At 62.2% G+C, this 12,594-nt stretch carries 10 protein-coding genes; 6 read left to right on the plus strand and 4 right to left on the minus strand.

Translation table 11 applies throughout. The features are described from left to right. Positions 1-161: 161 nt before the first annotated feature. The 5 genes from IEX75_RS12825 (at position 162) to IEX75_RS12845 (ending at position 7,238) form a co-directional block, all read left to right on the plus strand. Complete coding sequence (locus IEX75_RS12825; RefSeq protein ID WP_188794698.1) at positions 162-530, plus strand: hypothetical protein; 369 nt, start codon at positions 162-164, stop codon at positions 528-530. A gap of 43 nt (positions 531-573) precedes the next feature. Further along, positions 574-1,113: a GNAT family N-acetyltransferase gene (locus IEX75_RS12830; protein WP_188794699.1), complete on the plus strand. Its 540-nt coding sequence runs from the start codon at positions 574-576 to the stop codon at positions 1,111-1,113. After that, positions 1,110-1,427, plus strand: a complete 318-nt coding sequence (locus tag IEX75_RS12835) for a non-heme iron oxygenase ferredoxin subunit (protein WP_188794700.1) — start codon at positions 1,110-1,112, stop codon at positions 1,425-1,427. Before IEX75_RS12830 ends, IEX75_RS12835 begins: the two co-directional genes overlap by 4 nt. Positions 1,428-1,930: 503 nt before the next feature. Then, positions 1,931-5,935: a non-ribosomal peptide synthetase gene (locus IEX75_RS12840; protein ID WP_188794701.1), complete on the plus strand. Its 4,005-nt coding sequence runs from the start codon at positions 1,931-1,933 to the stop codon at positions 5,933-5,935. Then, a complete protein-coding gene (locus IEX75_RS12845; RefSeq protein ID WP_188794702.1) occupies positions 5,928-7,238 on the plus strand; it encodes a glycosyltransferase in 1,311 nt (436 codons plus the stop codon). The genes IEX75_RS12840 and IEX75_RS12845 overlap by 8 nt, the downstream gene beginning before the upstream one ends. Before the next feature lie 120 nt (positions 7,239-7,358). Here IEX75_RS12845 and IEX75_RS12850 read toward each other — a convergent pair whose 3' ends face one another. Genes IEX75_RS12850 through IEX75_RS12865 form a run of 4 tightly spaced genes read right to left on the minus strand, consistent with a single transcriptional unit; the run spans position 7,359 to position 11,653 of the window. Then, the gene (locus IEX75_RS12850) at positions 7,359-8,264 is read right to left on the minus strand and encodes an HlyD family secretion protein (protein WP_188794703.1); all 906 of its coding nucleotides are present in this window, start codon (positions 8,262-8,264) and stop codon (positions 7,359-7,361) included. A gap of 10 nt (positions 8,265-8,274) precedes the next feature. Beyond that, positions 8,275-9,030 carry an ABC transporter ATP-binding protein gene (locus IEX75_RS12855; RefSeq protein WP_423373020.1) on the minus strand — a complete coding sequence of 252 codons (756 nt, stop codon included), beginning with the start codon at positions 9,028-9,030 and terminating at the stop codon, positions 8,275-8,277. Next, on the minus strand, positions 9,027-10,160 hold the full coding sequence (locus IEX75_RS12860; RefSeq protein WP_188794705.1) for an ABC transporter permease: 1,134 nt from the start codon (positions 10,158-10,160) through the stop codon (positions 9,027-9,029). The genes IEX75_RS12855 and IEX75_RS12860 overlap by 4 nt, the downstream gene beginning before the upstream one ends. Then, complete coding sequence (locus tag IEX75_RS12865) at positions 10,160-11,653, minus strand: efflux transporter outer membrane subunit (protein ID WP_188794706.1); 1,494 nt, start codon at positions 11,651-11,653, stop codon at positions 10,160-10,162. The genes IEX75_RS12860 and IEX75_RS12865 overlap by 1 nt, the downstream gene beginning before the upstream one ends. 172 nt (positions 11,654-11,825) lie before the next feature. Here IEX75_RS12865 and IEX75_RS12870 point away from each other — a divergent pair, with 172 nt between their 5' ends. Beyond that, positions 11,826-12,527 (plus strand): HAD-IB family phosphatase, encoded by a 702-nt coding sequence (locus tag IEX75_RS12870; protein ID WP_423373019.1) that lies wholly within the window; start codon positions 11,826-11,828, stop codon positions 12,525-12,527. Positions 12,528-12,594: the final 67 nt, after the last annotated feature.

Below are 12,594 nucleotides of genomic sequence, written 5' to 3' on the forward strand. Positions count from 1 at the left end.
TACGGCCGGCAGCCGATCGGTTGCAGGCGAATGCCCCGCAACCGTTTTCCCGCCAGGCGCATCTACCTTCCTGTAGCCCGCAACCCCTAGCAGCCATCCATCCCGCCGCATGCCATGCATGCCGGCCAAGGGTTTGCTGCGCCTTTCATAAGGAGATCGTCATGCGTTCTTGCTTAGCTGCGTTGTGCCTTGCCAGTCTTCCCCTCACGGTGCTGGCCGATTCGTTGCATACCCTCGAAGTGATCAACGACACCCGCAGCAGTATCGACTCGTTTGCGGTGGCTCCGGCCGGAAGCGGGCGCTGGACCGAGGTGCGCTTCAAGTCACCGATGCAAGAGTCCTGGTTCGACTACGAACTTGCCGTAACGGTGCAATTCCACGACGACGAGGGCTGTTTTCGCGATCTGCGCACCATGTTGTCGGACGGGCGCCGAATTTTTGCCCGCAACTTCAATATCTGCCAATACGATAGCTATCGGCCTGGCATACGCTTTCGCAACGGTCATCCTGGTTCGCGGATCATGCCGTAACCCAACCTATCAGGCTTTAGCCGGCGCGGATTATCATGGATGGATGAATACCGTCATCGCTCCTGTTTTCCGCCAGGCCGTCGCGGCCGACATCGATGCCATCGTCGCCCTCGTCCAATCCGCCTATCGCGGTGATTCCAGTCGCCAGGGCTGGACCACCGAGGCCGATCTGCTCGACGGACAGCGCACGGACCCCGCCGATGTGGCACAGGTACTTGCCGGTCCGGACAGCGCCGTGCTGCTGGCCTATTTGGATGGCCAGCTGCTTGCCTGCTGCCAGGTGGAACGGCATGGCGAGTCGGCGTATTTCGGCATGTTCGCCGTGCATCCGCCACGCCAGGGCGGTGGGCTGGGCAGGCTGGTGCTGGAAGAGGCAGAGCGGTACGCGCGGCAAACCTGGCGGTGCAGGGCCATGCACATGAAGGTCATCGACGTGCGCAGCGATCTGATGGCCTGGTATGAACGCCGTGGCTATCGCCGCACTGGCGAATACTCGCCTTTCCCTTATGGCGATGAACGCTTCGGCCTTCCACGCCGCGACGATCTCAAGTTCGAATTGATGGTGAAGGACCTGACGGCATGAGCGAGGCATGGGTGGAAGTCGGTACGCGTTCCGAACTGCTGCCGGGTGAATTCAAAGTCGTGTGGGACGGCGACACCGCCATCGCCGTCTTCAACATCGACGGCGATCTCTATGCGGTCGAGGATATCTGCACGCATGACGGCGGCGAACTTGCCGGCGGCGACATTCATGGCCACGAAGTGGAATGCCCACGTCACGGTGCGCGTTTCGATCTGCGTACCGGCGCGCCTACGTGTCCGCCGGCGTATGAGCCCATTCACCGTTTTCCCGTCAAGGAAGAGAGCGGACTGATTTGGACGCGCGATGATCGTTGAGCGCCATGCTCAGTCATCTGTTTGCAACGAATGCACTTGCTTTGTGCCTTGGTTCTCAAAACAAGCACGCGTGTGTGAGCTGTTGACAGATCTTTCATCCATGGATTGCTACACCGCAACATAAGTTTGTTGATGTTCGCAAGTGGAGTGATGTTGCACACGTGGATACGCGCGTGTGTGGCGGAGTAGTCAAGACGCGAGTCGGTCCCCATCGCGTCTCACGTAAGCAGGTCAAGTGGATGACGTTTGCCGGCTGCGTGCCGGTGACCGTCCTTTTTGCAGCACCCATCGTGCAAGCGTTCCTTTCATGGCTGATATCAGCCGTGACGGCCTGCTTGCGCCATGAAAAGAGAGCGCAGTCCGATGCGCCGGGAAGCATGTGCTTAGGGGTAACAACGATGAATCACGAGTGCGAGTGCAACGCAGGCGGAGCAGGCACGTGCGAGTGAGAGCGTAAGTCGCCAGCCGGACCTGAGTGTGCGCATTCGCAAGGAGATTGCGCCATGAGTCACGAGTCACCTGTGTCGCTGCCGTTGACGACTGCCCAGCGTGGATTGTGGGTAGGCCAGAAGATCGGCGCGGCAGATGCCACCTTGAACATCGCCGAGATGCTGGAAATTTGTGGACCTGTGCAGCCAGATTTGTTCATCCGTGCGTTATGGCAGATCACTCGCGAAGCCGAAACGCTGCGCGTTAGCGTGGTCGAACATCAAGGCCGTCCACGGCAGATCGTGCGGCCGGTCTATGCCGGTGAGTTTCCCTATCTGGATGTCAGCCAGGAAACCGATCCACGCGCAGCAGCCGAAGCGTGGATGATGGAAGAACTGTGCCGACCTGTGGATCTGGCCAACGATCCCCTGTGGGTGAGTGCGCTGTTCAAAGCGGCGGACGATCGCTACTACTGGTACCAGCGCGCGCATCATGTGATTTACGACGGTTACAGCGGCGGGGTGGTCGCGCGCAGACTGGCCGAGCTCTATAACGCCTATGTGGAAGGGCGCGAACCGGAAGCATGCGATTTCGGTTCCTTGCAGGAATTGATCGAGGCCGAAGCCGCCTATCGCGATTCGGATCGGCTGCGGCGCGATCGGGATTACTGGAAGGAAAAACTCAGCGACTTGCCTGAAGCCGGCTCGTTGTCGCGCCTTGGACCACACAGCAGCATGGGTGGCCTGCGGCGCAGTACCGGACATTTATCCATCGACACCGTGCAGCGGTTGCGCGAACTGGGCAAGCAGACCTCGACCAGCTTGCCGCAAATCCTGATCGCTCTGGTGGCTGCGTACTATCACCGTGCCACCGGTGCACATGACCTGGTCATCGGCATGCCGGTCTCCGGGCGCATCAATGCAACCTTGCGCAAGACGCCGGGCATGGTCGCCAATATCGTGGCCATTCGCTTGCGCTTTACACCCGAAACGACGGCGGTCGATTTGTTCACCCAAGTGGCGCAGGTGGTCAGGCAAACGTTGCGCCACCAGCAATATCGTTATGAGGATCTGCGCCGCGATCTCGGCATGATCGGGCAGGGCAAGCACATCGCCTGGCTGGGCGTGAATATCGAACCGTTCGACTATCAGCTGACGTTCGCCGGTGCCCGCGTGATTTCGCACAACGTGTCGAACGGTTCCGGCGAAGACCTTACCGTGTTCGTCTACGACCGCGGCGACGGCAGCGAGTTACGCTTCGACTTCGATGCCAATCCAGTGCTGTACAGCATGGCCGATCTGGATGAGCATCGCCGCCGCCTGGGCACGCTGGTGGATGGCGTGCTGGCGGAACCGAACCGTCCCCTTGGTGAGATCGATATCCTCGGCATCGAGGAACGTCGGCGCTTGCTGTACCAATGGAACGACACGGCTGCGCCTATCGCACTGGAAAGCTTGCCGGCACTCGTGGCACGGCATGCAACGTTAACGCCGGATGCGCCGGCCGTATTTTTTGAAGACCTTGTCGTGACCTATCGCGAACTGCACGAGCGCAGCGTGCGGCAGGCGCGGCAATGGATCGCCGATGGCGTGCTGCCCGGTGACATGGTGGCCGTGATGCTTCCGCGCAACGAGCAATGGCTGGTTGTGCTGCTGGCGATCATGCGCACGGGAGCCACCTTTCTGCCGCTCGATCCGGATGGGCCGCCGGAGCGCATTGCGATGATGCTGGACGATGCCTCGCCCATCGCCCTGATCGCCACGCCCGCACTGTGCGAGCGCTTCGGTCTGGGCGGCATGCTGCTGCTGCACCCGGAGGATCTGGATATCGCGTTGGAGGGGAATACCGAAGAACCGGATTTGTCGCGGTCTGACGGTACGGCTTATGTGCTCTATACCTCCGGCTCGACCGGACGTCCCAAAGGTGTGGAGGTCACGCATCGCAATCTGTGCAATCTGCTGCAAGGCATGCGCACGCAGCTTGTGCTTGCCCCAGGCGATCGTTTTCTGGCCATCGCGACCATGGTGTTCGACATCGCCTTGCTGGAGCGCTTCCTGCCGTTGACGGCGGGTGCAAGCGTGGTGATCGCAGGTGGCGAAACGGTGCGTCATCCGCCCAGCTTGCTGCGTCTGCTGCAGCGTCAGCGTGCGACGCACATGTGGGCGACGCCTTCGCTCTGGCGTGTACTGCTGGCTGGTGCGGATGCCCATCTCGACGATTTGCACGTGCTCATAGGCGGTGAAGCCTTGAGCGCGGAGCTGGCCAAGCAGCTGTTGCAGCGCGCTGGACGCGTGACGCAGCTTTATGGTCCGACGGAAACCACCGTTTTATCCACCGCCATTGAGTTGAAGGAGGTGAGTTCCAAAGCGCCGCCGATCGGCCGCCCCATTCTCAACACACGGTTGTATGTGCTGGATCAGCATCAGCAGATCGTGCAGACGGGCGCTATCGGTGAGCTCTACATCGCCGGTGCGGGTGTTGCGAAAGGCTATCTCAACCATCATCAGCTGACGGAGGCGCGGTTCCTGGCAGATCCGTTCGCGGACGATGGCAGCCGCATGTATCGCACCGGCGATCTGGTGTACTGGGACAACCACGGTGTGCTGCATTTCGTTGGACGCGCCGATGGTCAAGTGAAGATCCGTGGCCATCGCGTCGAACTGGGGGAGATCGAATGCCAGTTGGTCCGGCACCCTGCGGTGGCCGAAGCGGCGGTTGCGGCGCATCGCGAGGAAGATGGCACCCTGGCGTTGGCGGGCTACGTGGTGATGCGCGAAGGCCAGTCAAGGATGGCCGATGAGCTGCGCAGCTACCTGGCCAAGTTTCTGCCCGACTACATGCTCCCCGCGCACTTCGTGGAACTGGATGGCTTGCCGCTGACACCCACCGGCAAGCTGGACCGCAAAGCGTTGCCGGCACCCGTGCGTACGCAGCGCGTCGCCTACGCCGAACCTGTCTCGGATGTGGAAAAGAAACTTGCCGCGCTATGGCAGCAGGTTTTGGGCGTGGAACGCGTCGGCCTGCACGACAATTTCTTCCAGTTGGGTGGTGATTCTTTGAGTGCTGCGGAAATGATTGCGCGCTTTCCGGAGTATTTCGGCATGGAGCTGCCGCTGGCCAGCCTGTTCGAAGCGTCGACCATCGCGGGCCTTGCTGCGTATTTGCAGCGTGCCGAAAGCAAGAGCGATCCATTGGGCATCGTGCTGCCATTGCGCATATCGCATCGCGAACGCCCCTTGTTCTGCCTTCACCCGGCCGTGGGCCTCGGCTGGGGGTATACCGGTTTGTTGCGCTATCTCGATGACAAGGTGCCGGTGTACGGCCTGCAGTCGAGCGGATTGCGCGGCGGTGTGCCGCTACCCGGCAATATTGCGCACATGGCCGCCGACTATCTCGCGCAGATTCGGCGCATTCAACCGGAAGGCCCTTACCGGTTGCTCGGCTGGTCACTGGGTGGACTGATCGCACACGAGATCACCGCGCAGCTGCAGGCAGATGAGCAGGCAGTGGAATTCCTTGCCTTGCTGGATGCCTATCCGTTCGTGGTGGATGGCACGCCATCACATGCCGATTCGAGGGAGGAAATCAGGGCAATCTTGCGATTCCTGGGCTTCCATCGCCATGCAGAACATCCGCCTGCCGATCTGGCTGCATTGACCGATCTGCTGTGCAGGGAATACGGCGTATTCACGATGCCGCTGGTGCAGGAGATCTCTCGCCATAATCCGCAACTGGTCGAGCACGTTTCCGCCGTTACGCTCAATAACCTGCGTCTGGCACGCAAACACGTACCGCGGCAGATCGATGCCGATGTGATGTTCTTCCGTGCCGCGCAGAAGGAGGCGGTCGACCTCAGTGCGCAGTTGTACGACCGGCCCGAAGCCTGGCGTCCCTATGTCGATGGTCGGCTGGAGATACATGAGATTGCGTGCCACCACCAAAGCATGCTGGATGCGGCACCGGCTGCCGAGATCGGGCGTCTGGTTACGCAGCGGCTGCACGGGTTGCAGACGATTCGTGGGCGATCCACTCAAGCCGTCCGGAATGCGCCTGCAGGGAGCATGGCCGCGTATGCCTGAGTCCAACGCACCGATTGCGATCTTCACCATCGGCACGCAAGGCGATATTCGCCCTTGCGTCGCCCTGGGTGTTGGCCTGCAGCGTGCGGGTTACCCGGTGCGGATCGTCACCAGCGACAACTTCGAAGGCATGGTGCGTGCGGCGGGGTTGGCCTTTTTTCCGCTGACGGCGAATTTCCAGACGCTACTCGATTCCAATCGCGAGATCGCCGACAAGGGATTGGACATGTCGGCGATGGCGCGCATCTCCCGCCACTTTTACAGCGAGTGGGCCACGCATTGGGCACGCGAAGGCATGGCGGCAGCGCAAGGCGCAGGCTTGCTGATAGGCGTCGCCAACAGCACCTTGCTGGCCAAGGCCGTTGCCGAGGCACAGGGCATTCCCTTCGTGGGCGCGCAGTTGCAACCGCTGACGCCGTCACGCTACATGTCGCCGCTGGTGCTGGTCGGCGGACGCAAGCTGCCGCCTGCCTTGAACATGGCGGCGTACAACGTATTGCGGCTGCTGGTGTGGCACGTGATGAAACCGGCCATCAACGACATCGTGCGTCCGCAACTCGGTTTGCCGAAATATCCGTGGTACGGGCCGTATTTCAAGAATCGGCATCATCGGGTGCTTTACGGCTTCAGCCATCACGTCGTGCCAAGACCGGTCGACTGGCCGGATACCGCGCAGATCACCGGTTACTGGTTTCTCCGCCAGCCGGATTGGCAGCCGCCGGATGCGCTGCGTGCCTTTCTTGATGCAGGACCCAAGCCGATCTACGTGGGTTTTGGCAGCATGGTGAGTACGCGTGCCGAGTCGTTCACCGCGATCGTGCTGGATGCCGTCCGGCGCAGTGGGCAGCGCGCCGTGCTTGCGACGGGCTGGGGTGGTTTGGCCGGTGAAGATGGTACGCAGGATGGACAGATTTTCTTTACGCGCGGCGCGCCGCACGACTGGCTGTTTCCGCGCATGGCAGCTGCCGTTCACCACGGTGGCGCCGGCACCACGGCGGCGGCGGTTCGCGCAGGGATTCCTTCGGTGATCGTGCCGTTCTTTGGCGATCAGCCGTTCTGGGCGCGTTGTTTGCAGCGGGAAGGCGCGGCACCGCCGATCGTGGAGCGGCGTTCCATGCGTGCGGATACCTTGCTTGCAGCGATCGATGCGGCGCTGAAGCCATCCATGCGCAAGGCAGCTGCGTCGCTAGGGACGAAAGTGCGTGCGGAGGATGGGGTCACGGAAGCAATAGTGTGTCTGCGCAACTGGGGCGTATTGAAGCCAGTGCACGATGAGGAACTGGTGTTTGCGTTGGCAAGGTGATGTGCAGGCTGTCGAATCCGCATAGCGATCATGCATCACTTTATCCATGATGTCTCCGGCCCACACCGGAATCACGACGAGACAAGATGGACGCTTATGGCAAGTGTTGCGACAAGCGCATCACTTCGGCGCAAACCTCACCAGTACGCGCTGGCCGATGCGCAGCGGCATCGACGGCGCCTGATCGAACGTCAGCACGCATTCCACCGAGCGCGTATTGGCACGCACCTGCGGATCGTCTTCCAGCGTGCTGGCGCCGAACACCTTGCCGATGCGCAGCACGTGCGCCTTCAACGGCGCCATGCCGCTGCCGCTGTCGTCATCCACTTCCGCGGCCATGCCGTCGTGCACGACGCCGACAAACGACTCGTTGAGCTCGGCGCGCACGATGCGCGGTGAATCGGGCAGCATCACGAAGATGGGACCGCCCGCCGGCGATACCGTGCTACCGGGCTGCACCATGCGTTGCACGATCTCGCCGTCGGCCGGTGCATGCAGGCTGCGCAGTTCCAACTGGTAATGGGCACCGGCCACTTTCTGTGCGGCGAGCGCTGCGTTGGCGCGCGCGTTGGTCAATTCGGTCTGGGCTTGCTGCGCGGCTTCACGAGCATCGTCTGCACTCTGCACGTCGCCCGCGCCTGCCCTGGCAGCTTGCTGCAGTCGCGAGGCCCGCTGTTCGGCCGACTTGGCGCGCTCCTCCAATGCACCGATCTGCGCAGTGGCTTGCTGCTGTTCGGCGAGTGCCGTATCCAGGGCGAGCTTGGCAGGTTCCAGGTCGAGCTGCGCCAGCAGCTGTCCTTTGTGCACGTGATCGCCTTCGTGCACGTCGACCAGCGCGATGACGCCTTCGCTGGGCATGGTGAGCTTGAGCAGACCGCCTTCGATGTCGATACGTCCACGCGCTACCGCTGCATAAGTCTGTGTGGCAGCAGCGCTGGGTGTCGCCGGAGCATCGTCCTGCGAGCAGCCGGCGAGCAGCGCCGCGGCAAGCAGGGTGAGCGGAAGACGGAGCGGGCGCAGGGTCATGCTTGGGTTCTCAGCGGGGCTCAGTGGCGGTGGCAAGTGGCGAGGGTGGAACATGGTCGCTCAGAATGCGGCCGTCTTCCATCGCCAGTACTCGGTCGGCGTGGTGGACCAGGCGCGGGTCGTGGCTGACGCATAGCACCGTGGTGCCGTGCGTGCGGGCAATGCGGTGCAGGATATCGATCACGATCTGCCCGTTGGCGGCGTCCAGTGCGCTGGTGGGTTCGTCGGCGAAGAGCAGTTCCGGCTCTTTGGCGAGTGCGCGGGCGATAGCGACACGCTGCTTTTCACCGCCGGACAATTCGGATGGCAATAACCGCATGCGCGGACCGAGGCCGACTTCCTCCAGCGAATCCACCGCACGCTTGCGTACCACGTCCTTGGCCAGCCCCATGTAGCTCAGCGGCAGTTCTACTTGCTCCAGCGCGGTCAGTGCCGGAAACAGATTGAAACCCTGGAACACGAAACCGGTGTGCTGCAGGCGGAAGCTTTCCAGTGCGCGCGCGCTCAGGCCGCTCAGATCATGGCCGAGTGCGTGCACCTGGCCCGAGTCGGCGCTTTGAAGGCCACTCAAGATAGCCAGCAGCGTGCTCTTGCCGCAGCCGGAAGGACCGGAAATCAGGGTGAGTGCACCGGCTTGCACATCCAGCGTGAGATCGTGCAGCACGGTGCTTTCGATGCGGCCGGAAACGAACGTCTTGCGCACGCTGCGGGCGTGCAGCGTGACCGTGTTGGTGGCAGTGGTTGGAGCCGATAGGGACATGCTCATCTCAGCAGGCTCGCCGGATCGGCACGGCGCAAGGTGCGCACTGCGGCCAGGCCGGAAACGATGGCGAGCGCCATGCTCAACGCCAGGCAGGTGATGGCCGTGATCGGATGCAATTCCATCGGCACACTGCGGTTTTTCGCGATGACCAGCAAAATCAATCCGATCACGATGCTGCACACCAATCCCAGTGCTCCCACCCAGAAGGCTTGCTCCATCACCACCTTGCGCAGCGAGCCACGGCCGACGCCCAGTGCATTCAAGGTGGCGTATTCGCGGATCGAGCCGATGACCGCGGCGATCAGCGTCTGGCTGGTGATCACCGAGCCGACCAGGAACACGATGCCGGCGAGGAATAGCACACCCGCGCCCGCGCCCGTGTCGAACATCCAATACAGGCTCGATTCGCGCGCGAACGCATTGGCCGTCCAAACGGTATAAGGCCCGAACGCATTGGAGCCGTTCAAGCGTTTCGCCACGATCCGTGGTTTCACGCCGGGGCGCACCTTGGCGATGAAGTAGGTCATCATGCCGGCATCGTCGGGCGAGACGTCCAGTACGCGAGCCGTTTCCAGCGATGCGACGATGTTGACGCCACCCAGTGCGCGCAGCCCCTTGCTTACGCCGACTACTTTTACGCGCTGACCATTGATGGCGGCAGTGCCGCCGATGCTTACACCTAGGCTGTCCAAATCCGCTTCATCCACGATCACCGCGCCGGGCTCGCTCAGGCGTGCGCGTAGCGCGGGAGGAAGCACGCGCGAGAACATCATGCCGTCGGGGCGCGCGTCGATGCCGGATACGAACACCGACACGCCGCCGGTATCGCTGGGGCCGCGCCAGTCGGCATCCACCCAGCGAAACGGTTCCACTTTCACCACATCCGGGTCCATGCGCAGGCGCATCGCCACGTCTTCGCTGATCGGCCGGCCGAGATTGACGCTCTGCGTGCCCGGATAACCGGCCCACAGGTCAGCGGAGGAACGGGTGATGTACACGCTCGCGCTGCCGAAGATGCCCATCACCAGCGCGGCCTGCAGCAACTGCAGCAAGCTGGCGAAACCCACGGCAAGAATCGCCGGCAGAAAACGGCGCCATTCATAGATCAGGGTTTTGCGTGCCAGCGCCACCATTACTTGGGCCCTTGCTTGTTGCCGAGCGCCTTGTAGTCGGCGGTGACATTGACCGGCGGCAACGGTGCGCCGCCCAATGCCTTGTACAGCGACACGTAAGCGAGGTCGCGTTCGGCACGCGCGGATACCAGTGCGAGCTGTGCGTTCTGCTGTGCGATCACGGCATCTTGCAGATCGAGCGTGCTGGAAAGGCCAAGGCTGCGGCGCTTGTTCAGCGCGGTCACGTTGTCGTCGAGCGCCTGTGCAGCCTGCTGGGCCGAGTTCTCGCGCTGATGCGCCTGCTGCAGATCGCCCATCGCGGTTTCGGTTTCGGCGACGCCTTGCAGTACCGCCTGACGATAGGCGTACACCGCGGCGAGCAGTTCATGTTTCTGCGAGTGCGCCTTGGCGACGCGCATGCCCCAGTCGAACAGCGGCACGTCCATCACCGGGCCGGCTGAGAAAATGCCGTCACCGGAACGAATGAAGTTGTGATGGCTGAGCAGGTTCACCGACCAGTCCAGCGAGGCGCCCAGTCCGATGTGCGGATAGATGTCCGCCCGGGCAATACCCGCTTGCCCAGCCGCACGCAGCACCTCGGCCTCCGCCGCAGCGATCTCGGGACGCGTGCGCAGCAGCTCGGCCGGCGCGTGCGTCATCTGCCAATCGCCCAGTTGTGGTTGGGTGCCACCGTCCAGCCACGCTGGATCCGGCTCGCTTTGGCCGAGCAGCACGGCCAATTGCTGCGCATTGGCATTGATGGCCCGTTGCGGATCGATCAGCGCCATGTCAGAACGCGCCAGTTCTGCTTTGGCCGAGGCGACCTCGGTGGGAGAGGCGAGCTTCAAACGCTCGCGCACTTCAAGCAGATGCAGTTTCTCGCGGTTCGCGTCGCGCGAAGCGGTCAGCAAGCTTGCCTGTTGCTGCGCCGAGCGCAGCGAAATCCAACAGCGCGCCACTTCGGCTACGAGCGTGACGTAAGCGCTCTGCAAGTTTGCCCGGGCTGCATCGAGATTGCCGGCGGCGAGCCGGTGCGTACTTTTCAATGCGCCGAAAAGCGGCAGTTCCCACAACGCATCGAAGCCCACGATGAAGTAGGAGGCGCTGGCGTCGGGCTCGATCACCTGGTTGGTGTCCAGACGCAGGTTGGGCAGGAACGGGTCGTTGGTGTGTCGATACAGCGTGCGCACCGCTTGCAGTCGCTCGGTGGCAGCCTTGATGTCCAGGTTATTGCCCAGCGCGCGCTTCTCCAGCGCGTCCAGCTCAGGGTCGTTGAAGGCCTGCCACCAATACCTGAGGTCCGGTTGAGCGGGGCTTGGGGCATTGACCACTGGCGCGTTGCGCCATGTTTGCGGTACCGGCGGCTTCAGGGCCGGCAAGGGGGCCGCGGCGCAGCCCGCCAGCGCAGTCAGCACCAGCGCGGCGAACAGGCTTAGAGCAGAGGAGGCATGACGCGGTGCGGGATCGAGCACGGGCTGGGAACCGTCGATGAAAGGCGTGCAAAAGCTAAGCATACCGGCTCAGCCTAAGATTTGGCTTATTCCTGTACGCGTCGGTTTCGTTTCTGTCTTGTCCTTCGCCAGGCCGGCCGGCGTTGACAAGGCAAGGAACGGGAAAATGATGGAAAGGAGACCGAAAGGGGGGGCTCGTCAAGATGCACTTTGTCTTGTGTGGGAGTGGGTGCGAGTGGCTGCTTGGAACATCCTGTGCGATTTCGACGGAACCATCTCCGTCGAAGACGTGATCGATTCGCTGCTGGATCGTTTCGGCCGCCCTGGCTGGGAAGCGTTGGAGCAGGATTGGCGTGCTGGCCGCATCGGTTCGCGCGAATGCATGAGCGGCCAGGTGGCCTTGCTCGACGTGGGCCGCGAAGACCTGGATACCCATCTGGACGGCTTGTGGATCGATCACGCATTCCCCGCTTTCGTGGCGCGCACGGTCGAGCTCGGCACGCCGATGCGTATCGTGAGCGATGGCCTCGACTACGCCATCCACCGCATTCTTGGGCGCTACGGTCTGGATAATCTCCCGCTGGCCGCGAATCACCTGGCGCCGGGTGTCCCGCCGCGTCAATGGCAGCTCACCTCACCGTTCCAGAGCGAAGGTTGCCGCAGCGGCACCTGCAAGTGCGCATGCGTGGCGCAAGCGCGCGAGGGCGGCGGCAAGACGTTGTTGATCGGCGATGGCGCATCGGATTTCTGCGCGGCTGATCGTGTGGATTTTGTGTTCGCCAAACACCGCTTGATCGAGCATTGCCGCGCTTCCGGCATTCCGTATGTGCCGATCACCGGTTTTGAAGATGCGCTGGAACTGCTGCCGCGTTTGCTGGATGGCAGTTTGCTGGCCGAGCACATGCCGCGGGTATTGCCGGCGGTTTCCAATTTTTGATCATGAAGAACGATGTGCTCTTTTCTGTTTGAGCGTAGAAATTCGTTTCTTCGTGATGTTCGATTTT

The organism is Dyella nitratireducens (assembly GCF_014642835.1).
GTDB classification, from domain to species: Bacteria; Pseudomonadota; Gammaproteobacteria; order Xanthomonadales; family Rhodanobacteraceae; genus Dyella_B; species Dyella_B nitratireducens.

What these genes read in the sequence shown, in the direction of transcription:
- IEX75_RS12830 (WP_188794699.1), top strand. Translation starts at nt 574, where the DNA reads ATGAATACCGTCATCGCTCCTGTTTTCCGCCAGGCCGTCGCGGCCGAC.
- IEX75_RS12825 (WP_188794698.1), top strand. Translation starts at nt 162, where the DNA reads ATGCGTTCTTGCTTAGCTGCGTTGTGCCTTGCCAGTCTTCCCCTCACG.
- IEX75_RS12850 (WP_188794703.1), bottom strand. Translation starts at nt 8,264, where the DNA reads ATGACCCTGCGCCCGCTCCGTCTTCCGCTCACCCTGCTTGCCGCGGCG.
- IEX75_RS12860 (WP_188794705.1), bottom strand. Translation starts at nt 10,160, where the DNA reads ATGGTGGCGCTGGCACGCAAAACCCTGATCTATGAATGGCGCCGTTTT.
- IEX75_RS12855 (WP_423373020.1), bottom strand. Translation starts at nt 9,030, where the DNA reads ATGAGCATGTCCCTATCGGCTCCAACCACTGCCACCAACACGGTCACG.
- IEX75_RS12845 (WP_188794702.1), top strand. Translation starts at nt 5,928, where the DNA reads ATGCCTGAGTCCAACGCACCGATTGCGATCTTCACCATCGGCACGCAA.
- IEX75_RS12840 (WP_188794701.1), top strand. Translation starts at nt 1,931, where the DNA reads ATGAGTCACGAGTCACCTGTGTCGCTGCCGTTGACGACTGCCCAGCGT.
- IEX75_RS12865 (WP_188794706.1), bottom strand. Translation starts at nt 11,653, where the DNA reads ATGCTTAGCTTTTGCACGCCTTTCATCGACGGTTCCCAGCCCGTGCTC.
- IEX75_RS12835 (WP_188794700.1), top strand. Translation starts at nt 1,110, where the DNA reads ATGAGCGAGGCATGGGTGGAAGTCGGTACGCGTTCCGAACTGCTGCCG.